The following is a 25,039-nucleotide window of genomic DNA, read 5'->3' as shown; positions in this document are numbered from 1 at the left end:
CATGGCTGGCATCGAGGCATACCGCGCCGCCCGTGACCGTCTGATCGAGCTGCGGAAGGACCGCGATGACGCGGTTGTCGGATTCGCCTGGCCGGCTGTGGGGGACACCTTCAACTGGGCCGTCGACTGGTTCGACGCCATCGCCCGGGGCAACGACGCTCCCGCCCTGGTGATCGTCGAGGAGGACGGCAGTCGCACCGAGCGCTCGTTCGACGAGATGGCGCGTCGCTCCGACCAGGTCGCGGTCTGGCTCGCGCAGCACGGCGTCGCGAAGGGCCACTCGGTCATGCTCATGCTCGGCAACCAGGTGGAGCTGTGGGAGGCGATGCTCGGCATCTTCAAGCTCGGCGCCGTCGTCCTGCCGACGACCACCGCCGTCGGAACGCGCGACCTCATCGACCGCGTCGAGCGGGGCGAGGTGCAGCACGTCATCGCGACCGGCGCCGACACGGCCAAGTTCGACGAGGTGCCGGGGACGTACACGCGCATCCGCGTCGGCGACGGCCCCGACCACTGGGCCGACTTCGACTGGGCGTTCGCCGAGCCGGCGCCGCCCGCACGCCATCCCCGCACGAAGCCGGACGATCGGATGCTGCTCTACTTCACGTCCGGCACCACCTCGTCGCCGAAGCTCGTGGAGCACACGCAGGTGTCCTACCCCGTCGGGCACCTGTCCACGATGTACTGGATCGGGCTGAAGCCCGGCGACGTGCACCTCGCGATCAGCTCGCCGGGGTGGGCGAAGCATGCCTGGAGCTGCTTCTTCGCGCCGTGGATCGCCGAGGCCACGATCTTCGTCTCCAACTACGCGCGTTTCGATGCGGCGGCCCTCCTCGGGCAGCTCCGCGACAACCGGGTGACGACGTTCTGCGCTCCGCCGACGGTGTGGCGGATGCTGATCCAAGCCGACCTGTCCGCCGGTCCCGGGTCGCTCCGTGAGATCGTGTCGGCGGGCGAGCCCCTCAACCCCGAGGTGATCAACCACGTGGGCGCCCAGTGGGGCATGACCATCCGAGACGGCTACGGCCAGACCGAGATGACCGCAGTCATCGGCAATCCGCCCGGCGCATCGGTGCGCGCGGGGTCGATGGGGCTGCCGCTGCCGGGTTGCCCGGTGGTCCTCGTCGACCCGATCACCGACGAGGTCGCGGAGGAAGGCGAGATCTGCATCGACCTGGCGCGGCATCCCGTCAACATCATGACCGGGTATGTGGGCGACTCCGCGCGGAACGCCCAGGCGACGGCGGGCGGCCGGTACCACACCGGCGACATCGCGCGCCGCGAGGACGACGGACACCTCACGTATGTCGGCCGCGCGGACGACGTGTTCAAGGCGTCGGACTACAAGATCAGTCCGTTCGAGCTCGAGAGCGTCCTGATCGAGCACCCCGCCGTCGCCGAGGCCGCCGTGGTGCCCGCGCCCGACCCGACGCGGCTCGCCGTGCCGAAGGCGTACATCGCGCTCGCGGTCGGACACGAGCCGAGCGAGGAGACCGCCCGCGCGATCCTGCAGTACGCGCGTGACCACTTGGCGCCGTTCCAGCGGGTGCGGCGGGTGGAGTTCTTCGAACTGCCGAAGACGATCTCGGGCAAGATCCGCCGGGTCGAGCTGCGGGAGCGCGAGATCGAGATCCACAACGGGCGCATCACGACCATCGAGTGGCGGGACACGATCCTCTTCGACTGACCTCTCTCGCGTCCTGGCCCGCCGGGCGGGTCACTTCCGGAATCGGTCCGCGAAGCGCGGGTCGTCGAGCCACCAGAGGCCCCCGCCGTCGGCGTCCGGGGGATCGGCGGGGTGGGGCTCGTCGGCGCGCGACGGCGCCTCGACCGCGTCCAGCGGGCGGGCCGCAGGGGGGCTGGCGGCGGCATCCCGAGCATCCAGCTCCGCGTCGATCTGCTTCTGCTCCTCGGCATCGGCGCGCACCCACATGACGACGGTGGCGGCGATCATCGGGATGCCGACGACCTCCGCGATCGCGAGCAGCGCGCCGCCCGAGTACTTGTTGACGAGCAGCATCATGACGAGGCCGGGGATCGCGTCGAACAGGCCGTCCGCGAAGGCGATGAGCGTCTTGACCGCGGGGGTCGCCCACTCGGGCATGAGGTCGTCGCTGAGCAGCGGGAGGTTCACCGCCAGGCCCGTCACGAAGGCGGCGAGCAGCAGCAGCGCCCACGGCAGCGGCTGGGTGAGCGCCGCCTGGTACCACTCCGATGTGATCGCGTACGTGAGGACGATCGCGCTCAGCAGGGAGGCAACGCCGGGAAACATGAAGAACCGCGCGACGCGCCCACGCGCCCAGCCGATGCGCCGGCCGCGCAGCAGCTCGATGAGCTTGACCGGATCGCCGAGCGCGACGCCGAGCGGCAGCACGGCGGCGGACATGCCGATCGAGACGCCGTCCATCCACGGGTTCACGTCCCGGAGGGCCTGCGGGGGACCGGCGAGGGTCCACGCGGCGAGGACGCACGTCACCATCCAGATCACGATGCGCCAGGCGGGCCAGTGGATGCCGCGGCCCCGCGCGACGATCACGCCGACGGCGTACCCGATCGCGGCGAGAGCCGGGATGCCGAGACCGACGAGGCTCGGCGCCCAGGGGCTGAACAGCGCATCCACCCGTGAAGTCTCGCTCATCCGCTCAAGAATCGGCTGAACGGCGGACCGATCAGTGGTCGCCCCGGAAAGACGAGCACCCCGGGTTTCTGGAACCCGGGGTGTTCTGTCGTGATGAGGGTCAGGAGGCCAGGGCCTTGGCCTTGATCTGGTCGAACTCGGCCTGCGTGATGGTGCCGGCCTTCAGCAGCTCGCTCGCGTGCGCGATCTCGTCGGTCGGGCTCTTCGCGCCGGCCACGTTGCGGATGTATGCATCCGTGTCGCGCTGCACCGCGGCGGCCTCCTTCGCGCCGCGCTCGGCCATGCCGTTGCCGCGGGCGATGAGGTAGATCAGCGCCGTCAGGAACGGCACGAAGATCAGGAAGAGAATCCACACCGCCTTCCACCAGCCGCTGAGCTTGCGATCGCGGAAGAGGTCGCCGATGATCGCGAACAGCGCGAACAGATAGGCGACGAAGACGAATACCCACAGGAACCACCAGATGAGGTTCCCGAAGTTGTTCCAGAAATTCATGCTGTGCCTTTCGTTCAGGTCGTGGACGACAGCATAGAAGCCGTCAACGTCCATTTCGACCAGCGATACGCCGATGCCGAGAAGTCCTTTCCGTGTGCCATTCCGGTGTCTCATTCGGTGCACCCCGTCCCGGCACTCGGAATGGCGCGAATGGTCGCCGGAAGTCGCCGGTGGCCGGTCCCCGCTTAGGCTGAAGAGTCATCCCACGCGCATCCCGCGTCGACGAGGATGCGCACGGAGGCGAGGAACGGCATGGGCGAGACGGATGCGGGCAGCGCCGCCGCGAGGCGGACGCCGACGTTCGTCTTCGCGTGCATCGGCATCGGGCTCCTGGCCGGGCTCCTCTCGGGCCTGTTCGGCGTCGGCGGCGGGACGGTCATCGTGCCGATGCTCGTCCTGCTCCTGGGCTTCGATCAGCGGCTGGCGTCCGGCACCTCCCTCGCGGCCATCGTGCCCACCGCGGCGGTGGGTGTGGTCTCGTACGCCGTCCACGGGTCGGTCGCCTGGGTCGCGGGCATCATCCTCGCCGTCGGAGCGGTCATCGGCGCGCAGATCGGCACGTGGATCCTCCACCGGATCTCGGTGGTCGCGCTGCGCTGGGCGTTCATCGCCTTCCTCGGCCTCGTCGTCGTCAGCCTCTTCGTGGTGATCCCCTCCCGCGGGGCTCAGCTCGAGATCACCTGGGGCGTCGGCCTCGCGCTCGGCGCGACCGGCGTCGTCACCGGCATCCTGTCGGGTCTTCTGGGCGTCGGCGGCGGCGTCGTCGTGGTTCCCGCGCTCATGCTCGGGTTCGGCACGAGCGACCTCGTCGCCAAGGGGACCTCGCTCCTGATGCTGATCCCGACCGCGATCTCGGGAACCGTCGGCAACATCCGTCGGAAGAACGTCGATCTCGTCACGGCCGCGATCATCGGTGTCGCCGCCTGCACGACGACGGCACTCGGCGCCTGGATCGCCTCGCTCCTGAACCCGTTCGTCGGGAACATCCTGTTCGCACTGTTCCTCGTGTTCATCGCGGTGCAGATGGCGGTGCGCCTGCTGCGCGAGAAGAGGGCGCGCGAGGCCGCTCGGTAGGATTCCAGGGTGGCAGTGAATCCTGATCTGGTCGGGCGCGCGTTCGCGCCGACCGCCCCCTACCTCGTCGGGCGCGAGAAGGTGCGCGAGTTCGCGCGCGCCGTCTTCGCGGACGCCCCCGAGCACACCGACCTCGAGGCGGCCCGGGCGCTCGGCTACCCCGACCTCGTCGCCCCGCCGACCTTCGCGATCGTCGTGCAGGAGCTCACCCTCCGCCAGCTCATGTCCGAACCGGACAGCGGCATCGCCCTCGAGCGCACCGTGCACGGCGAGCAGCGCTTCCGCTGGACGCGACCCATCGTCGCCGGCGACGAGCTGACCGCCCGACTGTCGGTGGCGTCCGTGCGCGCACTGGGCGCGAACGCGATGGTGACCAGCGAGACGGAGATCACGGATGCCGACGGCGCCCACGTCGTCACCGCCACGTCCGTGCTCGTGATCGGAGGCGACGCGTGAGCGAACTGGCTGTCGGCGACGTCGTCGCCGAGCGCACCGTCCACCTGACCCGGGACTCCCTCGTGCGGTACGCGGGGGCCTCCGGTGACTTCAATCCGATCCACTGGAGCGACGCCGTCGCCGAGCGCGTCGGCCTGCCGGGCGTGCTCGCCCACGGCATGCTGACCATGGGTCTCGCCGTGGCGACCCTCGACGCGTGGCTCGGAGACCCGGGCCGCGTCCTGGAGTATGGCGTCCGGTTCACCCGCCCGGTCCTCGTCGACCAGGAGACTGGCGCCGACGTCCACGTCGTCGCCAAGGTCGGGGCGGTGTCCGAGGGCGAGGCGCGCATCGATCTCACCGTGAGCAGCGGCGAGCAGACGGTGCTCGGCAAGGCTCAGGTGCGGGTGGCGCTGCATCCCGTCGCGCATGCCTGAGGTCGACCCCATCCCGCTGTCGCAGCTGACCACGCTGCGCACAGGCGGAACCCCTGCGCGCATGATCGACGCCCACACCTCCGACGAGCTCGTCGACGCGATGCGCGAGGTCTGGGCCGGGGACGGTGACTGGCTCGTGCTCGGCGGCGGCTCCAACCTCTTCGTCGGCGACGACCCGTTCGACGGCACCGTCGTGCGCGTGCTCACCGAGGGGATCGAGCGGATGCCGGCCTCCCGCCCCGGCTTCGCCCGGCTGCGCGTGCAGGCCGGCCACGACTGGGACGACCTCGTCGCCTCCGCGGTCGAGCAGGGCCTCGCGGGCATCGAGGGGATGTCGGGCATCCCCGGCACCGTCGGCGCCGCGCCCGTGCAGAACATCGGCGCTTACGGCCAGGAGATCGTGCAGACCCTCGTCGAGGTCGAGCTGATCGACGAGCGCACCGGCGACGTGTCGGTCGTGCCGGCCGCCGAGCTCGGGCTCGGGTTCCGCACCTCGGTGCTGAAGGCCCACTACGGCTCGGCCGCCCGGCGTTCGGCCGTGATCCTCTCGGTGACGCTCGAGCTGCCCGAGGTCGGGCACGGTGCACGGCCGGTGGCGGGCGTGCAGCTGCGCACGTCGCTGCGACTCGAGCCCGATGAGGCGGTGACGCTCGCCTGGATCCGCGAGCGGATCCTCGACATCCGCGCGAGCAAGGGCATGGTGCTCGACGCCGACGATCCCGACACCTCCAGCGCCGGATCGTTCTTCCAGAACGCGATCGTGAGCGAGGAGTTCGCGCGCACGCTGCCGCCGGAGTGTCCGCGCTGGCCCGTGACACCCGACCTCGACCCCGTGCTCGTCATCCCCCTCGAGCGGTTCGACGGCTACATCCCGCCGACGGCCACCGTCGAACGCGACGTCAAGGTCAGTTCGGCGTGGCTCATCGAGCAGTCCGGGTTCCGCAAGGGCTTCGCGCTGCCGCGCTCGCGCGCGGGCCTGTCGACCAAGCACGCGCTCGCACTGACCAACCGCGGGGGAGCGACGGCGCGCGAACTCGCCGAGCTGGCGCGCTACATCCGCGGCCGGGTGCAGTCCGAGTTCGGGCTGCTGCTGCATCCCGAGCCCGTGCTCGTCGGCGTCGAGCTGTAAGGCCGCCCACTCCTCCGCGAGCCCGCAATCAATGCGCGAGCCCGCACTCGATTCGCGCGAATCGAGTGCGGGCTCGGCAAAGGGATGCGGGCTCGCGGAGTGGCCGACGCGATGTCAGGAGGCGAAGAGCCGCTGCATTCGGCGGACGCCCTCGAGCAGCTGCTCGTCGCCGAGCGCGTACGAGAGTCGGATGTACCCGCTCGGGCCGAACGCCTCGCCGGGCACCACGGCGACCTCGGCCTCGTCGAGGATCAGGTCGGCGAGCTCGAGCGACGTCGTCGGCGTCTTCCCCGCCCACGTGCGACCCAGCAGGCCGGTGACATCCGGGTACACGTAGAACGCGCCCTGCGGCGTCGGCACCCTCATCCCGTCGATCTTCGACAGCTCGGCGACCATCAGCATGCGGCGGCGGTCGAAGGCCTGGCGGAACTGCTCGACCTCGTCCCGCGGCCCGTTCAGCGCCGCGGCGGCGGCGAGCTGCGCCACGTTGTTGACGTTGCTGCACAGGTGCGACTGCAGGTTGCCCGCGAGCTTGATCGCGTCGGCGGGTCCGACCATCCAGCCGACGCGCCAGCCGGTCATCGCGTAGGTCTTCGCCACGCCGTTGACGAGGATCGTCTGGGTCGCGGCATCCGGCACCGCCTCGACGATCGAGACCGCCTTCACCCCGTCGTAGACGAGGTTCTGGTAGATCTCGTCGGAGATGATCCAGATGCCGTGCTCGACGGCCCATTCGCCGATCGCCTTCGTCTCCTCGGGCGTGTACACGGCTCCGGTGGGGTTCGAGGGCGAGACGAACACGAGGACCGTCGTGCGCGCGGTGCGCGCGGCCTCGAGCTGCTTGACGGTGACCTTGTACTCCTGGTCGGCTCCGGCGAAGACCTCGACGGGGATGCCGTCGGCCAGGCGGATCGCCTCCGGATACGTCGTCCAGTACGGCGCGGGCAGCAGCACCTCGTCACCGGGGTTCACCACGGTCTGGAAGGCCTGGTAGACCGATTGCTTGCCGCCGTTCGTCACGACGACCTGGCTCGGCGAGATCTCGAGACCCGAGTCGCGGAGCGTCTTCGCGGCGATCGCCTCGCGCAGCGCCGGCAAGCCGGCAGCGGGGGTGTAGCGATAGTTCTTCGGATCGGCCAGAGCCTTCGCCGCGGCATCCACGACGAACTGCGGCGTCGCGAAGTCGGGCTCGCCCGCGGCATACGACACGACGGGCCGCCCGGCGGCCTGCAGCGCCTTGGCTTTGGCGTCGACCTTGAGGGTCGCGGACTCGGCGATGGCGGAGATCTTGCGGGAGAGCGGGGCGCGTTCGGTCACGCCACCAGCGTAGTCGCGGGGCTTCCGACGGAAATCGCCCCGGCGTACAGTGCGGTACCGACCGCTGTACGCCGGGGCGTGCCCGTTCAGAGGCAGTTCGGCCAGGCGGATCAGCCGAGGTCGAGCTCGAGCGGCCAGAACGGTCGCAGGTCGATGATTCCGAGGGCGGCCATCGGATGCTTCGACGCGACCTCGATCGCCTCGTCGAGGTCCTTCACCTCGAGGATGTCGAAGCCGGCGATGTACTCGCGCGTCTCGGCGAACGGGCCGTCGGTGACGACCAGCTCGCCGCCGCGGCGCCGAACGGTCGTGGCGTCCGGCGGTGGCCGCAGCCGCTCGCCGGTGATGTCGACGCCGCGGTCGACCATCTCATTCACCCAGCTCTCGATGGGCATGGGCTCGGGGTCGGGGTTCTGCAGGTCGGGGTCGGCGACCACCAGCATGAGGAATCGCATCACGGGATCCTTTCGTCGAAACGGATGTTCTCACCCGGTACGTCGAACGGGGAAGCACCGGATCGACACCACGGCGGAAGAATCTTCCGGAGACCGATGGATGCCGCCACCCGGCGGGTGGCGGCATCCATCGCGCGAACTCAGGTGAACTGGTTCATCGTGTTGTGCTGGCCGCCGGCCTTGAGGGCCGCCGCACCCGCGAAGTACTCCTTGTGGTTGTCGCCGAGGTCGCTTCCGGCCATGTTCTGGTGCCTGACGGTCGCGATGCCCTCGCGGATCTCTCGGCGCTGCACGCCCCTCACGTAGGCGAGCATGCCCTCATCGCCGAAGTAGCCCTTGGCGAGGTCGTCGGTCGACAGAGCGGCCGTGTGGTACGTCGGCAGCGTGATGAGGTGGTGGAAGATCCCGGCGCGAGCGGAGCCGTCGCGCTGGAACGTGCGGATCTTCTCGTCCGCCAGACGCGCCAGCTCGGTGTCGTCGTACGCGACGTTCATCAGGTCGTCGCGGTCGTAGCCGGCGACGTCCGCTCCCTGCTCGGCGAGCTGGTCGTAGGCCTGCTGCCGGAAGTTCAGCGTCCAGTTGAACGACGGGCTGTTGTTGTAGACGAGCTTCGCGTTCGGGATCTCCGCCCGGATGGCGTCGACCATGCCCGCGATCTGCTCGATGTGCGGCTTCTCGGTCTCGATCCACAGCAGGTCGGCCCCGTTGCGCAGCGACGTGATGCAGTCGAGCACGACGCGCTCCTCCCCGGTTCCGGGGCGGAACCGGTACAGGTTGCTCGCGAGGCGCTTCGGGCGCAGCAGCACACCGTCGCGCTTGATCACGACGTCGCCGTTGCCGAGGTCGGCATCCGAGATCTCCTCGACGTCGAGGAACGAGTTGTACAGGTCGCCGAGGTCGCCGGGCTCGTGCGTGACCGCGATCTTCTGCGTGAGGCCGGCGCCCAGCGAGTCGGTGCGGGCGACGATGATGCCGTTCTCGATCCCCAGTTCGAGGAACGCGTAGCGGACCGCGTTGAGCTTCGCGATGAAGTCCTCATGCGGAACGGTGACCTTGCCGTCTTGGTGGCCGCACTGCTTCTCGTCCGAGACCTGGTTCTCGATCTGGATCGCGCAGGCCCCCGCCTCGATCATCCTCTTGGCGAGGAGGTACGTGGCCTCGGGGTTGCCGAAGCCCGCGTCGATGTCGGCGATGATCGGCACCACGTGGGTCTCGTAGTTGTCGATCTGCGACTGGATGAACTCCACCGCGGTCTCGTCGCCGGCCGCGCGTGCCCGGTCGAGCTGCGTGAACAGCAGGTCGAGCTCGCGGGCGTCGGCCTGGCGCAGGAACGTGTAAAGCTCCTCGATGAGGGCGGGCACCGCCGTCTTCTCGTGCATCGACTGGTCGGGCAGTGGCCCGAACTCCGAACGGAGCGCGGCGACCATCCACCCCGACAGATAGAGGTAGCGCTTGTTCGTCGACTTCAGGTGCTTCTTGATCGAGATCAGCTTCTGCTGCCCGATGAAGCCGTGCCAGACGCCGAGCGACTGCGTGTAGACCGATGCGTCGGCGTCGTACTCGGCCATGTCGCGGCGCATGATGTCGGCGGTGTACTGGGCGATCTCCAGCCCCGTGCGGAAGCGGTTCTGCGCCCGCATGCGCGCGGCGGACTCGGGGTCGATGGCGTCCCAGCTCGAGCCGTGCTGCTCTTTGAGCGCGCGGATGGCTTCGATGTCGTCCTGGTAGGCGGTCATTCTTCTGTTCCTTGTCTTGTGAAGCGTTCGGGGATGCCGGTCACTCGGACTCGATGAGGTACCGGTTGTAGGCGGGCAGCGTGAGGAAGGCCGGGAAATCCTGGCCGAGCGCCACCTCGCGGAAGATCTCCGCCGCATCCTCGAACCGGTCGCCGGCGTGATGGGTCACCTCACGGAGCACGCGGGCGATGAGGTGTTCCACGTACTCGCGGGTGATCGGCGTGCCGTCATCCGTCGTGCGGTCCTGGTGGATCCACTGCCACACCTGCGAACGCGAGATCTCGGCGGTCGCCGCATCCTCCATGAGGTTGTCGATGGCGACGGCGCCGATGCCCCGCAGCCACGCCTCGAGGTACCGGATGGCCACCGAGACGTTGTCGTGCACGCCCTTCGCGGTGATCGGGCGGCCGATGTGCACGTCGATGAGGTCGGCCGCGGTCACCCGGACGTCGGAGCGCTGCCGGTCGAGCTGGTTCGGCCGGTCGCCCAGTACCGCGTCGAATTCGGCGCGTGCCACCGGGATCAGGTCGGGGTGCGCCACCCACGTGCCGTCGAACCCGTCGCCGGCCTCGCGTTTCTTGTCGGCGGCGACCTTCTCGAACGCCCGCGCGGTCACCTCGGGGTCGCGGCGGTTCGGGATGAAGGCGCTCATGCCGCCGATCGCGAAGGCGCCGCGCTTGTGGCACGTCTGCACGAGCAGCTCGGTGTAGGCCCGCATGAAAGGCACCGTCATGGTCACCTCGCTGCGGTCGGGCAGCACGAACCGGGCGCCGCGTCCGCGGTAGTTCTTGATGATCGAGAAGATGTAGTCCCAGCGTCCGGCGTTCAGGCCCGCGCAGTGGTCGCGCAGCTGGAACAGGATCTCCTCCATCTCGAATGCGGCCGGCAGGGTCTCGATCAGCACCGTCGCGCGGATCGTGCCGTGGGGGATGCCGACGTACTCCTCGCTGAAGGAGAAGACGTCGTCCCACAGCCGCGCCTCTTCGGAGCTCTCGAGCTTGGCGAGGTAGAAGTACGGGCCCCGGCCGTTCGCGATGAGCTGCAGCGCGTTGTGGAAGAAGTACAGACCGAAGTCCACCAGCGACCCCGACGCGGGAAGGGTGCGGCCGATGCGGTCGGTGAACCGCAGGTGGTGCTCGGGGAGGTGCCAGCCGCGCGGCCGCATCACGATCGTGGGCGTCTCGGTCGCAGTCACCTCGTACCGCTTGCCGTCGGGGCTCGTGAACGCGAGCTCGCCGCGGATCGCATCGCGCAGCGACAGCTGCCCCTCGATAACGTTCGTCCAGGTGGGGCTCGTGGCGTCCTCCTGGTCGGCGAGCCACACCTTCGCGCCGGAGTTCAGCGCGTTGATCGTCATCTTCGGGTCGGTCGGCCCGGTGATCTCGACGCGGCGGTCCTCGAGGCCCGGGCCGGCACCGGCGACCTGCCACTCGGCGTCCTCGCGGATGTGACGGGTGTCGTCGCGGAACTGCGGGTCGTGACCGTTGCCGATCTCGAAGCGGCGGCGCATGCGGTCGGCGAGCCGGTCGTGCCGGCGGGCGCCGAAGCGGTCGTGCAGCTCGATGAGGAACCGAAGCGCGCCGGGCGTCAGGATCTCGTCGTAGCGGGCGCCGATGCGCCCCTCGATCTCGAGCGTCGGCTGGTGGGTCTGGGTAGGGATCGATCCGGTGCGCGTGCGCATCGGGGTGGCGGTTGCAGGTGTCATGTCCCTGTCTTCCTGTGAACGAGTGAGAGTGTGTGAGGGATGCCGCGCCCCGGCGTGTGGGCCGGAACCGGGCATCCCGTGATCCGCGTTCTGGATCGATCGGTCGGGGTCGTGAGTCCACTATCCGGTGAAGTTCGGGGGCCAGCATGACCAAATCGACTGTGAAGATTCAGCGATCTTCTGTTTCTGTGACAGAATCTCGGCCATGACCGACCTGCTCGCCGAGGAAGCCGAAGACATCGACGCGCTCGCGCTGGGGCGCCGCATCCGTCGCCTGCGCACCGAGCGCGGCATGACGCTGGATGATCTCGCCGCCGCGGTGGACCGCGCGCCCAGCCAGCTGTCGATGATCGAGAACGGCAAGCGCGAGCCGAAGCTCACGCTGCTGCAGGCGATCGCGCGGGCACTCGGCACGAGTCTCGACGGGCTGCTCGAGGCTGTCCCGCTCGACCCCCGCGGCGAGGCGGAGCTCGCGCTCGAGCGGGCCATGAAGGGGCAGACGTTCCAGGCGCTCGGCATCCCTGCGTTCCGCATCGGCAAGTCGATCCCCACCGAGGCGCTCACCGCCATGCTCGCGCTGCATGCCGAGATCGACCGCCTGCGCGACGAGCGCGCGGCCACGCCCGAGGAGGCCCGCCGCGCCAACGTCGAGCTGCGTCGGCTCATGCGCACGCAGGACAACTACTTCCCCGAGCTCGAGGCGCAGGCGCGCAGCATCCTGGATGCCGTCGACCATCCCGGAGGTCCGCTGACGCAGCGCACCGCGTCGGATATCGCCGCCCACCTGGGCTTCTCGATCCACTACGTTCCCGATCTGCCGCAGACCACGCGCAGCGTCGCCGACCTCAAGAACGGGCGGCTGTACCTGTCGAGCCGGCTGACGTCGAAGGGCGACCCGCGCACCGCGGTGCTGCAGGCGCTGTCGAGCCGGATGCTCGGGCACACCGAGCCGGCGAGCTACGCGGAGTTCCTGCGCCAGCGCGTGGAGACGAACTACCTGACCGGTGCGCTGCTGATTCCCGAGGCGCACGCCGTGCCGTTCCTCGAGGATGCCAAGCGCGACCGGGCGGTCTCGATCGAGGACCTCCGGGACGCCTACTCGGTGTCGTACGAGACCGCGGCCCACCGCTTCACGAACCTCGCGACGCGACACCTGGGGATCCGTGTGCACTTCCTCAAAGTGCACGAGTCGGGGACCATCACGAAGGCCTACGAGAACGACGACGTGAACTTCCCGACCGATCGGCTGGGCTCGATCGAGGGGCAGATGTGCTGCCGCAAGTGGACGTCGCGGGTCGTCTTCGACGTCGACGACCACTTCAACCCGTACTACCAGTACACCGACACGGGCAACGGCACGTACTGGTGCACGGCCCGCGTCGAGAACTCGAGCGAGGGCGCGCACTCGGTGTCTGTGGGGGTGCGGTTCGACGACACGAAGTGGTTCCTCGGCCGCGACACGCAGAACCGCGGCGTCTCGCCGCACGCGACCGAGGTGTGCTGCCGCCGTGCTCCGGCCGATCTCGAGGCGGCGTGGAGAGGAAGCTCCTGGCCGAACGTCCGCACCCCGCGGACGCTCCTCGCCACCCTGCCGACCGGCGCCTTCCCGGGCGTGGACACGACCGACGTGTACGAGTTCCTGCAGGCGCACGCCCCGGCGTGAGCCTCGAGGGCTCGGCGCCCGAGCCGCATCGCCTCGCCTCGTTGGCGGTGGCGGTGGCGGTTGTGGTCGTCGGTCGCGCTGGTGTTTCGATCATGAGCTGCTGTTTCGGTGGCCGCGTCTGCACCTTTCAGCAGCGCGTGCAGCAACAAGCAGCGCGAGGCGCAGCGCAAAGCGCAGCGAGGGGCAGCGCGAAGCGCAGCGAGAGGCAGGGAGGGGCAGCGCGAAGATCAGTGCTGGCCGGCGATGAGGTCGGCGATGCTCGCGGGCCACGCATCCCGATCCGATGAGCGCGAGGACTCCATGCGGTCGGCCACGCGGTACGCGGTGTAGATCGCGTTGACGGCGGTCCAGCGCAGCGGCTCGACCTCCCACTTCTTCGCGTGATGGCCGACCCAGGGCAGGCGAACGAGGCCGGTGTCGCGGCCGAGGACGAGGTCGGCGAGCGTGCGACCGGCGAGGTTCGTCGCCGTGACGCCCGTGCCGACGTATCCGCCGGCCCAGCCGACGCCGGCCGCGCGGTTGAGGCCGACACTCGCCGACCAGTCGCGCGGCACGCCGAGCACGCCGGCCCACGCGTGCGCGATCGGCACGTCGGCGGCGGCCGGGAAGAACGAGTGCAGGAGGGATGTCAGCGCTCGCACGGTGCGCTCCTGCGTCGTGCCGTCGGTGTCGACGCGTGAGCCGTAGCGGTACGGCACGCCGCGGCCGCCGAAAGCGATCCGGTCGTCCGCCGTGCGCTGCGCGTACATGTACACATGGGCGAAATCGCCGAGGGTCTCGCGGCCGCCCCAGCCGACCTCGTCCCAGAAGGCGGCGGGCAGCGGCTCGGTCGCGATCATCGACGAGTTCATCGGCAGCCAGGTGCGGTGCGTGCCGTCGAGGTCGGGTGTGAAGCCCTCGGTCGCGCGGATCACGTAGTCGGCGCGGACGGTTCCGCGGTCGCTCACGGCGGCGCCCGGACGGATGCTGCGCACCCGCGTGCTCTCGTGGATGACGACACCGGCGCGCTCCGCCGCGGCGGCGAGGCCGGCGGCCAGCTTGGCCGGATGGATCCGGGCGCAGTGCGGATGCCACAGCCCTCCGAGTGCGCCGCCGACGCGGATGCGCTCCGCCGTGGCCGCGGCATCCAGCAGTTCCGTGTCGGTGTGCGGCCACCGGGCCTCGGCGGCAGCACTCGCGCGCAGGCGCGCCAGCTGTGCGGGCGTGCGGGCGACGTTGAGCTCGCCGCCCTTGACGATGTCGGCGTCGATGCCCTCGCGTGCCGCGACCGCGATGACCTCGTCGACGCTCTCGTTGAGGGCGAGCTGCTGGGCCGCGCCGGCATCCTGTCCGTACCGTGCGCGCCCGCCGGTCACGGAGTTCGTGAGCCAGCCACCGTTGCGGCCGGACGCTCCGAAGCCCGCGAAGCGCTGCTCGAGCACGACGACACGGAGGTCCGGCTGCAGGGTCTTGAGGTAGTAAGCGGTCCACAGGCCGGTATATCCGGCGCCCACGATGCAGACGTCGGCGGTCGCATCACCAGGGAGGGGCGGCCGCGTGTGCGCGGGCAGGCCCTCCTGTCGCCACCAGAACGAGATCCCGCCGTTGACCGTCGCCGTCACGTGGTCAGGCTATCGGCCGTCCGGTGCACCACCCGCGGACGGAATGTGCCGTCTTGCGGCCCGACAGGACGTCGTGTCCTCGCACGTCCGTCACGTTGTGCGGCGCCGTGCGTGTGATGGTGACTGATGAGCACCATTCGAGGGGACGGATGCCGCCGCGAGAAGCTCAGCCGACGACCTGCAGCGCGGTCCAGAGCTCGGCGCGCGCGCCGAACGACGAGAGGTCGAGGCCGAGCAGCCGCTGCACGAGGGCGATGCGCGCGCGCACCGTATGACGATGCACGCCGAGGGCGGACGCCGCGGCCTCGATGCGCGTGTCGTTCTCGAGCCAGGCGCGCACGGTGTCGACGAGGGCTGTGCCGTCCTCGGCATCGCTGCGGACCAGGGGCTCGAGCATCCCGGCGGCCAACGCGCGGGCATCGTCGTTGTCGAGGGCGGCGAGCATCCCGGTCGCCTGCACCTGCGCGAAGGTGGACACGCCGTCGCCGCCGCGGTGCAGCGCCGTGCGCGCCTCGGAGTGCGCGCCCGAGAAGCCCGAGTACCCCACGGCCGACGAGATGCCGACCCGGACGTCGAATCGGTCGGCGAGCGCGCCGACCACCCTGGTGTCAGTCGCCGCTGTGACGAGTACGAGCTCGTGGTCGTGCCACCCGAAGGCGAGGTCGCTCCGATGCTCGGCGGCCTGCAGGTCGAGCCATTCGTCGAGGGCGTCGGAGCGGCCGACATCGGCCACCGCCACTGCGATCGGCGCGGTGGGCAGGCCGCCCACGAGGTCGCGCGCGATGCGCCGGGCCAGCGCAGGCTCGTCCGTGAGGAGCGACTCCACGAGTGCGGAGCGCAGCGCCGCCATGGCTCGCGCGAGCCCGCGGTTCTGCTCGAGGGCGAGCCCCGCCATCGCGACGACTGCGGTGACCACCCCGCGGCCCTCGGGGTCGAGCTCGCCCGCGGCGATGGCGATCACCCCGCGCAGGTGCCCGGTGCGGCCGAGGGTCTGGAAGGTCAGGGGAGTGCGGCCCTCGTGGAGCGCCGCGCCGGCGCGCGACCCGCGCCGCAGGAGGGTGGAGGCCTCGTCCGCGGCGATCGCGAGAGTCTGCGCATCCACTCCGCGGGCCGGATGCTCGCGCGTCAGCTGCCCGGATGCGTCGAACAGGCCGACCCACGTGTGCAGCTGCTTGGCGAGCTCGGCGAGGGTCGCGCCGAGACCGTCCGGCCGCAGGGCCGCCAGTGCGATGGCGCGCTGCGCGTCGAGGGCCCACGAGCGCCGGGCGTACGCCTGCGCGGCCACGGCCTCGGCATTCGCGCGGGCGACCGCGATGAAGGGCGTGCGGTACGGCACCTCGAACAGCGGCATGCCGAGCTCGTCGCATGCGGCCACGAGGCCCGCCGGCACGCCCGCGCGCACGACCTGGGTTCCGAAGCCCAGGGCGATGATCCCGCGGCTCACCACACGGCGGACGTAGTCGGCGTAGGCGAGGGAGTCATCCGCCTCGCCGGCGAACTGCGTGCCGGTGGTCAGCAGCACGAGGTCGTCTGCGAGGAACGGCGTGGGGTCGACGAGGTCGCTGTTGTGCACCCACCGCACGGGACGCGACGAGGCCTCGGGGGTGATGCCGCCGATGGGCCGCAGGTGCAGCTCGCGGCGCCCGAGCAGGCTCTGGAGGGTCGGGGCGGATGCAGGGTCGACGGCCATGGCGCTCCTGTACGAGCTGGACAGAATGGATGCCTCGAATGTACACGTGGGCGAGTGCAGCCCGTGAGAGCCGCGGCCTACGCTCGGGGCATGAGCATCGTCGACACCACCGTTCCCGTCGGCGGCCCCACCCTGACCCAGGAGCGCCGCCTCGTCACCGCCATCCCCGGCCCGCGCTCGCAGGAGCTGCTCGACCGCAAGGCCGCAGCCGTCGCGGCCGGCGTCGGACACACCGTCCCCGTCCACGCTGTCGCCGCCGGCGGCGGAGTCATCGTCGACGCCGACGGCAACTCGCTGATCGACCTCGGCTCGGGCATCGCCGTCACCACCGTCGGCAATGCGCATCCGAAGGTCGTCGCGGCCATCCAGGCGCAGGCGGCGCAGTTCACGCACACCTGTTTCATGGTCTCGCCGTACGAGTCGTACGTGGAGGTCGCCGAGGCCCTCAACCGGGTGACCCCCGGCGACCACGCCAAGAAGAGCGCCCTGTTCAACTCGGGCGCCGAGGCCGTCGAGAACGCCGTCAAGATCGCACGCAAGTACACGGGCAAGCAGGCCGTCGTCGCATTCGACCACGGCTACCACGGCCGCACCAACCTCACCATGGCCCTCACCGCCAAGGCGATGCCGTACAAGAGCGGCTTCGGCCCCTTCGCGCCCGAGATCTACCGCGCGCCCCTGTCGTACCCGTTCCGCGACGGGCTGACCGGGCCCGAGGCCGCGAAGCGCGCCATCTCGATCATCGAGAAGCAGATCGGCGCCGACAACCTCGCCGCGATCATCATCGAGCCGATCCAGGGCGAGGGCGGCTTCATCGTCCCGGCGGAGGGCTTCCTCCCGGCCCTCGTCGATTGGGCCCGCGCCCATGGCGTCGTCTTCATCGCCGATGAGGTGCAGACGGGCTTCGCCCGCACCGGCACGATGTTCGCGAGCGAGCAGTTCGGCATCGTCCCCGACCTCATCACGACGGCCAAGGGCATCGCCGGCGGCATGCCGCTCGCGGCGGTCACCGGTCGCGCGGAGATCATGGATGCGTCGCACTCCGGCGGGCTCGGCGGCACCTACGGCGGCAACCCCGTCGCGTGCGCCGCCGCCGTGGCCTCGATCGACGCCTTCGAGAACGACGGCCTGGCCGCCCGCGCGCAGGAGATCGGTGCGATCCTCACCGACCGCCTGACCGCCCTGCAGGCCGCCGACCCCCGCGTCGGCGACGTCCGTGGCCTGGGCGCGATGGTCGCCGCCGAGTTCGTCGACCCGATCACGAAGGAGCCCGACGCCGCCCTGACGGCAGCCGTCGCCAAGGCGTGCATCGCGCAGGGCGTCGTCGTCCTCACATGCGGCACCTACGGCAACGTCATCCGCTTCCTCCCGCCGCTGTCGATCGGCGACGACCTGCTGGGCGAGGGCCTGGACATCGTCGCCGCCGCGCTCGCGGCCCACTGACGCGCATCCGCCCTGGCCGGCCGGGGGGCTCCGGCCGGGGCGGTGCCGTCTCGCCGCCCGTCCACAACCGAACACCCGACTGTCAGGCAACCGAAGGAGTTTGAAATTGACCGAGATCACCAGGGACGTCGTCATCATCGGCGCCGGAGCGGCGGGCCTCACCGCCGCGAACGAGCTGAAGAAGGCGGGCCTGTCGGTCGCGGTCCTGGAGGCGCGTGACCGCGTCGGCGGACGGCTGTGGACGGATGTCATCGACGGCCAGATGCTCGAGATCGGCGGCCAGTGGGTGTCGCCCGATCAGGACGCCCTCATCGAGACGCTCGACGAGCTCGGACTCGAGACGTACGAGCGCTACCGCGAGGGCGACAGCGTCTACATCGGCGAAGGCGGCACACTGACCCGCTTCACCGGGGAGATCTTCCCCGTGAAGCCGGAGACCGAGAAGGTCATCGTCGAGCTGATCGAGAAGCTCGACGCGATGGTTGCGCTGGTCGACCCCGACCGGCCGTGGGAGTCGCCGGATGCGGAGGCCCTCGACGCGATCTCGTTCGAGGAGTGGCTGAAGCAGCAGACCGACGACACGGAGGCGCGCGAGAACATCGCGCTCTTCATCGCGGGGGCAATGCTCACGAAGCCCGCCCACGCGTTCTCCACCTTGCAGGCCCTGCTGATGGCGGCGAGCGCCGGCAGCTTCTCGCACCTCGTCGACGCGGACTTCATCCTCGACAAGCGCGTCGTGGGCGGACTCCAGCAGGTCCCGCTGCTGCTCGCCGAGCGCCTCGGCGACGACGTCCACCTGAACGCGCCCGTGCGCACGCTGCGCTGGGGCGACGACGGCGTCACGGCCGAGGCCGAGGGGATCACCGTTCACGCGCGCCAGGCGGTGCTCGCTCTCGCGCCCGTGCTCTACAACCGCATCTCGTTCGTGCCGGCCCTTCCCCGCCGCCAGCACCAGATGCACCAGCACCTGTCGATGGGCTTCGTCATCAAGGTGCATGCCGTCTACGACCGCCCGTTCTGGCGCGCGCAGGGGCTCTCCGGCACGGCGTTCAGCCCGTTCGAGCTCGTGCACGAGGCCTACGACAACTCCAACCACGGCGACGAGCGCGGCACCCTCGTGGGCTTCGTCTCCGACAAGAACGCCGACGGCGTCTTCGACCTGTCGCCGGAGGAGCGCAAGCAGCGCATCCTCGCGTCGCTGTCGCACTACTACGGCCCCGAGGCCGAGAACCCGGTCGTCTACTACGAGAGCGACTGGGGCAGCGAGGAGTGGACCCGCGGCGCCTACGCCGCGAGCTTCGACCTCGGCGGCCTGCACCGCTACGGCCCGGACCTCCGCGCCGCCGTCGGTCCGATCCAGTTCGCGTGCAGCGACCTCGCCGGAGCCGGCTACCAGCACGTGGACGGAGCGATCCGGATGGGCCGACTGGCCGCCGAGCGCATCGTCGTCGCGGATCGCACCCTGCTCGAGGTCTGACGGCCCGGGCATCCGAAGCAGAGAGAAGGAACGCAATGAGTGCAGAGAACGAGGCGGCCCTGCTGGCGCAGGTGCCCACGGGACTGTTCATCGGCGGCGAGTGGGTCGATGCCGAAGGCGGCCGCACGTTCGACGTGCGCGACCCCTCGACCAACAAGGTCATCCTCACGATCGCCGACGCGAGCCCGGCCGACGGCCTCCGCGCCCTCGACGCGGCCGTCGCCGCGCAGGAGGCGTGGGCGGCCACCCCGCCGCGCACGCGCAGCGACATCCTGCGCCGTGCGTGGGAGCTGCTGCAGGAGCGCAAGGAGGACGCGGCCCTGCTCATGACCCTCGAGATGGGCAAGCCGCTCGCCGAGGCCCGCGGCGAGGTCGCCTACGGCGGCGAGTTCCTGCGCTGGTTCAGCGAGGAGGCCGTGCGCATCACCGGCCGCTACGGCATCAACCCCGAGGGCACAGGGCGCATGGTCGTGTCGCAGCGCCCTGTGGGCCCGTCGTTCTTCATCACGCCGTGGAACTTCCCGCTGGCGATGGCGACGCGCAAGATCGCGCCGGCGCTGGCGGCGGGCTGCACGGTGGTCATCAAGCCCCCGGCGCTGACCCCGCTGTCGACGATCTTCTTCGTGAAGCTCCTCGAGGAGGCCGGCCTGCCGAAGGGCGTCGTGAACGTCGTCGCGACGACCACCTCCAGCAAGGTCTCCGGTCCGATCATCGCCGACCCGCGCCTGCGCAAGCTGTCGTTCACCGGCTCCACCGAGGTGGGCCGCGCCCTCATCGCGCAGGCCGCCCAGGGCGTGCTGCGCGTGTCCATGGAGCTCGGCGGCAACGCGCCGTTCGTGGTGTTCGAGGATGCCGACCTCGACAAGGCGGTGGACGGCGCGATGGCCGCCAAGTTCCGCAACATCGGCCAGGCGTGCACGGCGGCGAACCGCTTCATCGTGCACGAGTCCGTCGCCGAGGATTTCGCCGACCGCGTCACCGAGCGCGTCAGGGCGATGAAGATCGGACGCGGCACCGAGGACGGCGTGGCGATCGGCCCGCTCATCGACGGCGACGCGGTGGCGAAGGCCGTCGAGCTCGTGACCGATGCCGTCGAACGCGGCGCGAAGGTCCGCACCGGCGGGGCGGCCATCGAGGGCGAGGGCACGTTCTTCGAGCCGACCGTCGTGACCGAGGTGCAGGCGGGCAGCGACATCCTCCGCGAGGAGATCTTCGGCCCGGTGCTCGCGATCGCCACCTTCCGCGACGAGGACGAGGCCGTGCGCCTCGCCAATGACACCGAGTACGGCCTGGTCTCGTACGTCTACACGCAGGACCTCGCCCGCGGCCACCGCATGATCGACCGGCTCGAGACCGGGATGATGGGTCTGAACGCAGGCGTCGTCTCCAACGCGGCCGCCCCGTTCGGCGGCGTCAAGCAGTCCGGAGTCGGCCGCGAGGGCGGCTTCGAGGGCATCCACGAGTACCTGTCCACCAAGTACACCCTCATTCCCGCTGACTAATCAGGAGATCAGACAATGAGCGACTACGCAGTCGTGAACCCCGCCACGGGCGAGACCCTGGCGACGTATGACACCTTCACCGATGCGCAGGTCGAGGAGGCGCTGACCCTCGCTGCAGACGAGTACCGCGACTGGTCGCAGCGACCTGTCGCCGAGCGCGCCGAGCTGATCCGCCGCGTCGCGCAGCTGCACCGCGAGCGCCGCGACGACCTCGCCGCGATCATCGTGCGCGAGATGGGCAAGCCGCTGGCCGCGGCCTACGCCGAGGTGGACTTCGCCGCCGACATCACGGAGTTCTACGCCGACAACGCCGAGACCATCACGGCCGATCAGCCGCTGCAGATCCTCGGCGAGGGCACCGCGGTCATCCGCAAGGCGCCGATCGGGGTGCTCCTGGGCATCATGCCGTGGAACTTCCCGTACTACCAGGTCGCGCGCTTCGCCGCCCCGAACCTCGTCATCGGCAACACGATCCTCCTCAAGCACGCGCCGCAGTGCCCGGAGTCGGCCGCCGCCATCGAGAAGATGTATCTGGATGCGGGCCTGCCGAAGGGTGCGTACGTCAACGTGTACGTGACGAACGACCAGGCGGCGACCATCATCGCCGACCCCCGTGTGCAGGGGGTCTCGGTGACGGGCTCCGAGCGCGCCGGCGCGGCCGTGGCCGAGCTGGCCGGGCGCAACCTGAAGAAGGTGGCGCTCGAGCTCGGCGGGTCCGACCCGTTCATCCTCCTGTCGACGGACGACCTGGATGCGGCGATCACCGCCGCGGTCGACGCGCGCCTCGACAACAACGGCCAGTCCTGCAACGCGCCCAAGCGCTTCATCGTGGTCGACGCCCTGTACGACGCATTCCTCGAGAAGTTCACTGCTGCGATGAAGTCGCAGGTCGTGGGCGACCCGTTCGCCGACGACACCACGGTGGGCCCGCTCTCGTCGCTCCTCGCGGCCGAGCGCCTGGCGGCCCAGGTCGACAGGGCGGTCGAGGAGGGCGCGACCCTCGTGACCGGCGGCACCCGCGACGGGGCCTACTACACGCCGACGGTCCTCACCGACGTCACGCCGGAGATGAGCGTGTACCGAGAGGAGCTGTTCGGGCCGGCATCCGTCGTCTACAGGGTTGCCGACGAGGACGAGGCCGTGCGCCTCGCCAACGACACGAGCTACGGCCTCGGGTCCTACGTGTTCACGACCGACCCCGAGCAGGCCGACCGCGTCGCCGACAAGATCGACGCCGGCATGGTCTACGTCAACGTCACCCTCGCGGACAGCCCCGAGCTGCCGTTCGGCGGCGTCAAGCGCAGCGGCACCTCGCGCGAGATGGGTCTGCTCGCCGCCGACGAGTTCGTCAACAAGAAGCTCGTCCGCGTCGGCGCCTGATGCGGATCCGAACAGCACCCCCGCCGGCGCCAGGCCCGCGGGGGTGCTGTCGTCCGGGTCTATGCGAGCTGTGCGAGCGTCTCGGCGATCGCCTCGTCGGCCCACCGCACCTGCTGCGGCGTGCCCCAGCGCTCTGCGGCATCGCGTGAGGCGACGAAGGATGCCAGCGCCTCGTCGTAGCGGCCCGCGTCGAAGCGCGCCCACCCGCGGTTGTTGTGGAGGCCGACCCGCCAGCGGAGGGTCCGCTCGTCGGTCACGCCCTCGAGGACGCGGAGTGCGGAATCCGTGGCCGCATCGGCGTCGTCGGGCGATGCGATGGCGATCATGTGCAGCGCGTCGACCTGCAGGAACGTCAGTCCTGCCGCCGCTGCAGTCCGCTCGGCGTCGGCGAAGAGCGGGACGGCGGCGCTCGGGTCGCCGGAGGAGTTCCGCAGCCGTCCGCGCTCGAGCGCCACGCGGGTGCGCACGGCGGCATCTGCAGCCCCGCTGGCAGTGACCGCGTCGAGCACCGCGTCCGCCTCGTCGAAGCGGTCCTGCAGTCCGAGCGCGCGGGCGACCTGCGTCAGGAGCTCGGCGCGCTGCGCGCCGGTCTCGGCCTCAGCAGCCTCGCGGAGCCGCTGCTCGGAGGCCGGCGCATCGGCGAAGTCCCACAGCTCGTCGAGCTGCGTCTGGGTGAGGGGCATGTCGGGCATGCTACGCGTCTGAGCAGGGCGCGCTCGGTTCGCGCCCCGCCGAGCCATGCCGTAGACTGGACGACGCAGTGATTGTCTGCATTCTTTCGCCGTGCCCGTCAGTGGAGCGGCCCCCGAAACTCAGGTGACGGGGAGGGATGCTGGCTCCCGAGGCCTCCGGGTCTCTAGGGCGGTAGCTCAATTGGCAGAGCAGCGGTCTCCAAAACCGCAGGTTGCAGGTTCGATTCCTGTCCGCCCTGCGCGTCAGCGAACGCTGGCACATGGAAAGCAATACGGGTGGTTCGATGGTGCAGGACGAGAGGGGCGAGGTCGTCGCGGCAAGCGACGCGCCCCGCACGAAGAAGCCGGGCTTCTTCGCACGCGTGAGCACCTTCATGCGTCAGGTCTTCGCTGAGCTTCGCAAGGTCGTCACACCGACGCGCCAGGAGCTCGTGAAGTACACGGGCGTCGTGCTCGGATTCGTCATCGTCATGATGGCGCTCGTCTACGGGCTGGACGTGCTCTTCGTCTGGCTCACGACGGTGGTGTTCGGCACTCCGGGCAGCGCCGCATCCTGACCGCCGACACGGATCGGGCCGACGCGCCCGGTTCCGCGAACGGAAGAGAAGCAAGTGTCTGAAAAGTATCTCGACGACGCCGATTGGGCGACCGCTGCCGAGCAGTCCAGCGAGGACGACGAGGCGCAGGAGGGCAACATCCTGTCCGCTGAGGAGCGTTCGGTGCAGTCGGCTGAGACCGCTGCGATCCACGTCGTGGACGACGAAGCCCCGGACGACTCCGACCTGGAGGACATCGACATCGACGACCCGGAGGCCGACGCCATCGTGAACGACGCGCTGAACATCGACGAGGCCGCTGAGGCCGAGGCTGCGGCCGAGGTCATCAACGACTCCATCGCCGACGAAGTCGCCGAGCGGCTCGCCGAGGCGGCCGAGGAGGTCGCGCCGTACGACGGCCCCGCCCCGGACGACGGCGAGGAGGAGTCCGAGACCGACGACGCCGAGCTCGACCCGTTCGAGGCGTTCCGCGCCGAGCTGCGCTCGCTGCCGGGCAAGTGGTACGTGCTGCACTCCTACGCCGGGTTCGAGCGCAAGGTGAAGGCCAACATCGAGCAGCGCAAGTCGACGCTCGAAGTCGAGGACGACATCTACCAGGTCGAGGTCCCGATGGAGGACGTCGTCGAGATCAAGAACGGTCAGCGGAAGATGGTCAACCGCGTCCGGATCCCGGGCTACGTGCTCGTGCGCATGGAGCTCAACGAGGACACCTGGTCGGTCGTGCGCCACACGCCCGGCGTCACCGGCTTCGTGGGCAACGCCCACAACCCGACGCCGCTGCGCTTCGAAGAGGCGTACAACATGCTCAAGGCCAACGTGGAGGTCAAGGAGACCCCCGCGACCAAGGCCGCCGGCGGCAAGGGTGCTCCGGCCGCTGCGCGCAGCGTGATCACCGAGGTCGACTTCGAGGTCGGCGAGACGATCACCATCAAGGAGGGCTCGTTCGCAGGCCTGCCCGGCTCGATCAGTGAGATCAAGCCCGAGAGCGGCAAGCTCACGGTGCTCGTCTCGCTCTTCGAGCGCGAGACGCCGGTCGAGCTCTCTTTCGACCAGGTCACCAAGCAGATGTGAGACTTCCCGGCGCACGTCGCCGGGAGAACCGCGGTCCGGAAAGGCCGGACGCGCGGGAGAACGGATGCGCACCGCATCCGCTCGATGAAAGGAAAGAGAATGGCACCGAAGAAGAAGGTGACCGGCCTGATCAAGCTTCAGATCAACGCCGGTGCAGCCAACCCGGCGCCGCCGATCGGCCCCGCGCTCGGTCAGCATGGCGTCAACATCATGGAGTTCTGCAAGGCGTACAACGCCGCGACCGAGTCGCAGCGCGGCAACGTCATCCCCGTGGAGATCACCGTCTACGAGGACCGCAGCTTCACGTTCATCCTGAAGACCCCGCCGGCAGCTGAGCTCATCAAGAAGGCCGCCGGTGTGCAGAAGGGCTCGAAGACGCCGCACACGGTCAAGGTGGCGAAGCTCACCAAGGAGCAGGTCCGACAGATCGCAGAGCAGAAGATGCCCGACCTGAACGCGAACGACATCGAGGCCGCCTCGCTGATCATCGCCGGCACCGCCCGCTCCATGGGCATCACGGTCGAGGGCTGAGGGGGATAACGAC

Annotated in this window: 22 protein-coding genes and 1 tRNA gene; 14 read left to right on the top strand and 9 right to left on the bottom strand. The window is 70.0% G+C overall.

Annotation, left to right across the window (positions count from 1 at the left end; genetic code table 11):
* Window position 1 precedes the first annotated feature (1 nt).
* Entirely contained in the window at window positions 2-1,687 is a 1,686-nt protein-coding gene (locus AC0NZN_RS16935) for an AMP-binding protein (RefSeq protein WP_474593494.1), read from the top strand.
* A 30-nt stretch (window positions 1,688-1,717) separates the two neighbouring features.
* Here the strand turns inward: AC0NZN_RS16935 and AC0NZN_RS16930 are convergent, their stop codons facing one another.
* A complete protein-coding gene (locus tag AC0NZN_RS16930) occupies window positions 1,718-2,638 on the bottom strand; it encodes a cytochrome c oxidase assembly protein (RefSeq protein WP_474593493.1) in 921 nt (306 codons plus the stop codon).
* Between the two features lie 100 nt (window positions 2,639-2,738).
* Window positions 2,739-3,131 (bottom strand): SHOCT domain-containing protein, encoded by a 393-nt coding sequence (locus AC0NZN_RS16925; RefSeq protein WP_474593492.1) that lies wholly within the window; start codon window positions 3,129-3,131, stop codon window positions 2,739-2,741.
* Window positions 3,132-3,383: 252 nt separating this feature from the next.
* Between AC0NZN_RS16925 and AC0NZN_RS16920 the strand changes: the two genes are divergently transcribed.
* Genes AC0NZN_RS16920 through AC0NZN_RS16905 form a run of 4 tightly spaced genes read left to right on the top strand, consistent with a single transcriptional unit; the run spans window position 3,384 to window position 6,206 of the window.
* A complete protein-coding gene (locus AC0NZN_RS16920) occupies window positions 3,384-4,205 on the top strand; it encodes a sulfite exporter TauE/SafE family protein (RefSeq protein WP_474593491.1) in 822 nt (273 codons plus the stop codon).
* Between the two features lie 9 nt (window positions 4,206-4,214).
* Entirely contained in the window at window positions 4,215-4,661 is a 447-nt protein-coding gene (locus tag AC0NZN_RS16915; RefSeq protein ID WP_474593490.1) for an FAS1-like dehydratase domain-containing protein, read from the top strand.
* Window positions 4,658-5,077 carry a MaoC/PaaZ C-terminal domain-containing protein gene (locus AC0NZN_RS16910; RefSeq protein ID WP_474593489.1) on the top strand — a complete coding sequence of 140 codons (420 nt, stop codon included), beginning with the start codon at window positions 4,658-4,660 and terminating at the stop codon, window positions 5,075-5,077. Before AC0NZN_RS16915 ends, AC0NZN_RS16910 begins: the two co-directional genes overlap by 4 nt.
* Window positions 5,070-6,206 carry a UDP-N-acetylmuramate dehydrogenase gene (locus AC0NZN_RS16905; RefSeq protein ID WP_474593488.1) on the top strand — a complete coding sequence of 379 codons (1,137 nt, stop codon included), beginning with the start codon at window positions 5,070-5,072 and terminating at the stop codon, window positions 6,204-6,206. Before AC0NZN_RS16910 ends, AC0NZN_RS16905 begins: the two co-directional genes overlap by 8 nt.
* Window positions 6,207-6,320: 114 nt before the next feature.
* Here AC0NZN_RS16905 and AC0NZN_RS16900 read toward each other — a convergent pair whose 3' ends face one another.
* The 4 genes from AC0NZN_RS16900 to aceB form a co-directional block, all read right to left on the bottom strand.
* Window positions 6,321-7,523 (bottom strand): pyridoxal phosphate-dependent aminotransferase, encoded by a 1,203-nt coding sequence (locus AC0NZN_RS16900; RefSeq protein WP_474593487.1) that lies wholly within the window; start codon window positions 7,521-7,523, stop codon window positions 6,321-6,323.
* Window positions 7,524-7,633: 110 nt separating this feature from the next.
* Window positions 7,634-7,978, bottom strand: coding sequence for a YciI family protein (locus tag AC0NZN_RS16895; protein WP_474593486.1), 345 nt, complete (start codon window positions 7,976-7,978; stop codon window positions 7,634-7,636).
* A gap of 140 nt (window positions 7,979-8,118) precedes the next feature.
* Entirely contained in the window at window positions 8,119-9,714 is a 1,596-nt protein-coding gene (locus tag AC0NZN_RS16890; RefSeq protein ID WP_474593485.1) for an isocitrate lyase, read from the bottom strand.
* Window positions 9,715-9,754: 40 nt separating this feature from the next.
* Window positions 9,755-11,395, bottom strand: coding sequence for a malate synthase A (aceB, locus tag AC0NZN_RS16885; RefSeq protein ID WP_474593544.1), 1,641 nt, complete (start codon window positions 11,393-11,395; stop codon window positions 9,755-9,757).
* 229 nt (window positions 11,396-11,624) lie between these two features.
* On the opposite strand from aceB, the gene AC0NZN_RS16880 reads away from it, so the two are divergent.
* Entirely contained in the window at window positions 11,625-13,082 is a 1,458-nt protein-coding gene (locus tag AC0NZN_RS16880; protein WP_474593484.1) for a helix-turn-helix domain-containing protein, read from the top strand.
* 227 nt (window positions 13,083-13,309) lie between these two features.
* Here the strand turns inward: AC0NZN_RS16880 and AC0NZN_RS16875 are convergent, their stop codons facing one another.
* Both AC0NZN_RS16875 and AC0NZN_RS16870 read right to left on the bottom strand, forming a co-directional pair.
* Entirely contained in the window at window positions 13,310-14,683 is a 1,374-nt protein-coding gene (locus tag AC0NZN_RS16875) for an NAD(P)/FAD-dependent oxidoreductase (protein ID WP_474593483.1), read from the bottom strand.
* A gap of 166 nt (window positions 14,684-14,849) precedes the next feature.
* Window positions 14,850-16,373, bottom strand: a complete 1,524-nt coding sequence (locus AC0NZN_RS16870; protein WP_474593482.1) for a PucR family transcriptional regulator — start codon at window positions 16,371-16,373, stop codon at window positions 14,850-14,852.
* Window positions 16,374-16,463: 90 nt separating this feature from the next.
* On the opposite strand from AC0NZN_RS16870, the gene gabT reads away from it, so the two are divergent.
* The 4 genes from gabT to AC0NZN_RS16850 all read left to right on the top strand — a co-directional run bounded on the left by gabT (window position 16,464) and on the right by AC0NZN_RS16850 (window position 22,175).
* On the top strand, window positions 16,464-17,816 hold the full coding sequence (gene gabT / locus AC0NZN_RS16865; protein ID WP_474593481.1) for a 4-aminobutyrate--2-oxoglutarate transaminase: 1,353 nt from the start codon (window positions 16,464-16,466) through the stop codon (window positions 17,814-17,816).
* 106 nt (window positions 17,817-17,922) lie between these two features.
* Window positions 17,923-19,293 carry a flavin monoamine oxidase family protein gene (locus AC0NZN_RS16860; RefSeq protein WP_474593480.1) on the top strand — a complete coding sequence of 457 codons (1,371 nt, stop codon included), beginning with the start codon at window positions 17,923-17,925 and terminating at the stop codon, window positions 19,291-19,293.
* Between the two features lie 35 nt (window positions 19,294-19,328).
* Window positions 19,329-20,795, top strand: a complete 1,467-nt coding sequence (locus AC0NZN_RS16855) for an NAD-dependent succinate-semialdehyde dehydrogenase (RefSeq protein WP_474593479.1) — start codon at window positions 19,329-19,331, stop codon at window positions 20,793-20,795.
* Between the two features lie 15 nt (window positions 20,796-20,810).
* The gene (locus tag AC0NZN_RS16850) at window positions 20,811-22,175 is read left to right on the top strand and encodes an NAD-dependent succinate-semialdehyde dehydrogenase (RefSeq protein WP_474593478.1); all 1,365 of its coding nucleotides are present in this window, start codon (window positions 20,811-20,813) and stop codon (window positions 22,173-22,175) included.
* Window positions 22,176-22,234: 59 nt separating this feature from the next.
* Here AC0NZN_RS16850 and AC0NZN_RS16845 read toward each other — a convergent pair whose 3' ends face one another.
* Window positions 22,235-22,858 (bottom strand): hypothetical protein, encoded by a 624-nt coding sequence (locus AC0NZN_RS16845; protein WP_474593477.1) that lies wholly within the window; start codon window positions 22,856-22,858, stop codon window positions 22,235-22,237.
* 175 nt (window positions 22,859-23,033) lie between these two features.
* On the opposite strand from AC0NZN_RS16845, the gene AC0NZN_RS16840 reads away from it, so the two are divergent.
* The 4 genes from AC0NZN_RS16840 to rplK all read left to right on the top strand — a co-directional run bounded on the left by AC0NZN_RS16840 (window position 23,034) and on the right by rplK (window position 25,026).
* A tRNA-Trp gene (locus AC0NZN_RS16840) sits at window positions 23,034-23,106 on the top strand.
* Window positions 23,107-23,151: 45 nt separating this feature from the next.
* On the top strand, window positions 23,152-23,424 hold the full coding sequence (gene secE / locus AC0NZN_RS16835) for a preprotein translocase subunit SecE (RefSeq protein WP_474593543.1): 273 nt from the start codon (window positions 23,152-23,154) through the stop codon (window positions 23,422-23,424).
* A 54-nt stretch (window positions 23,425-23,478) separates the two neighbouring features.
* Window positions 23,479-24,495, top strand: coding sequence for a transcription termination/antitermination protein NusG (gene nusG / locus AC0NZN_RS16830; protein ID WP_474593476.1), 1,017 nt, complete (start codon window positions 23,479-23,481; stop codon window positions 24,493-24,495).
* A gap of 99 nt (window positions 24,496-24,594) precedes the next feature.
* Entirely contained in the window at window positions 24,595-25,026 is a 432-nt protein-coding gene (rplK, locus tag AC0NZN_RS16825) for a 50S ribosomal protein L11 (RefSeq protein WP_474593475.1), read from the top strand.
* Window positions 25,027-25,039 lie beyond the last annotated feature (13 nt).

This window comes from Microbacterium sp. sgz311019 (assembly GCF_056135325.1).
The sequence above is the reverse complement of the archived record's forward strand: the minus strand, read 5'-3'. Positions and strand labels throughout refer to the sequence as shown.

What these genes read in the sequence shown, in the direction of transcription:
- AC0NZN_RS16855 (WP_474593479.1), top strand. Translation starts at nt 19,329, where the DNA reads ATGAGTGCAGAGAACGAGGCGGCCCTGCTGGCGCAGGTGCCCACGGGA.
- AC0NZN_RS16895 (WP_474593486.1), bottom strand. Translation starts at nt 7,978, where the DNA reads ATGCGATTCCTCATGCTGGTGGTCGCCGACCCCGACCTGCAGAACCCC.
- AC0NZN_RS16920 (WP_474593491.1), top strand. Translation starts at nt 3,384, where the DNA reads ATGGGCGAGACGGATGCGGGCAGCGCCGCCGCGAGGCGGACGCCGACG.
- AC0NZN_RS16930 (WP_474593493.1), bottom strand. Translation starts at nt 2,638, where the DNA reads ATGAGCGAGACTTCACGGGTGGATGCGCTGTTCAGCCCCTGGGCGCCG.
- AC0NZN_RS16890 (WP_474593485.1), bottom strand. Translation starts at nt 9,714, where the DNA reads ATGACCGCCTACCAGGACGACATCGAAGCCATCCGCGCGCTCAAAGAG.
- AC0NZN_RS16935 (WP_474593494.1), top strand. Translation starts at nt 2, where the DNA reads ATGGCTGGCATCGAGGCATACCGCGCCGCCCGTGACCGTCTGATCGAG.
- AC0NZN_RS16850 (WP_474593478.1), top strand. Translation starts at nt 20,811, where the DNA reads ATGAGCGACTACGCAGTCGTGAACCCCGCCACGGGCGAGACCCTGGCG.
- aceB (WP_474593544.1), bottom strand. Translation starts at nt 11,395, where the DNA reads ATGCGCACGCGCACCGGATCGATCCCTACCCAGACCCACCAGCCGACG.
- AC0NZN_RS16870 (WP_474593482.1), bottom strand. Translation starts at nt 16,373, where the DNA reads ATGGCCGTCGACCCTGCATCCGCCCCGACCCTCCAGAGCCTGCTCGGG.
- AC0NZN_RS16905 (WP_474593488.1), top strand. Translation starts at nt 5,070, where the DNA reads ATGCCTGAGGTCGACCCCATCCCGCTGTCGCAGCTGACCACGCTGCGC.
- AC0NZN_RS16880 (WP_474593484.1), top strand. Translation starts at nt 11,625, where the DNA reads ATGACCGACCTGCTCGCCGAGGAAGCCGAAGACATCGACGCGCTCGCG.
- secE (WP_474593543.1), top strand. Translation starts at nt 23,152, where the DNA reads ATGGTGCAGGACGAGAGGGGCGAGGTCGTCGCGGCAAGCGACGCGCCC.
- gabT (WP_474593481.1), top strand. Translation starts at nt 16,464, where the DNA reads ATGAGCATCGTCGACACCACCGTTCCCGTCGGCGGCCCCACCCTGACC.
- AC0NZN_RS16845 (WP_474593477.1), bottom strand. Translation starts at nt 22,858, where the DNA reads ATGCCCCTCACCCAGACGCAGCTCGACGAGCTGTGGGACTTCGCCGAT.
- rplK (WP_474593475.1), top strand. Translation starts at nt 24,595, where the DNA reads ATGGCACCGAAGAAGAAGGTGACCGGCCTGATCAAGCTTCAGATCAAC.
- AC0NZN_RS16925 (WP_474593492.1), bottom strand. Translation starts at nt 3,131, where the DNA reads ATGAATTTCTGGAACAACTTCGGGAACCTCATCTGGTGGTTCCTGTGG.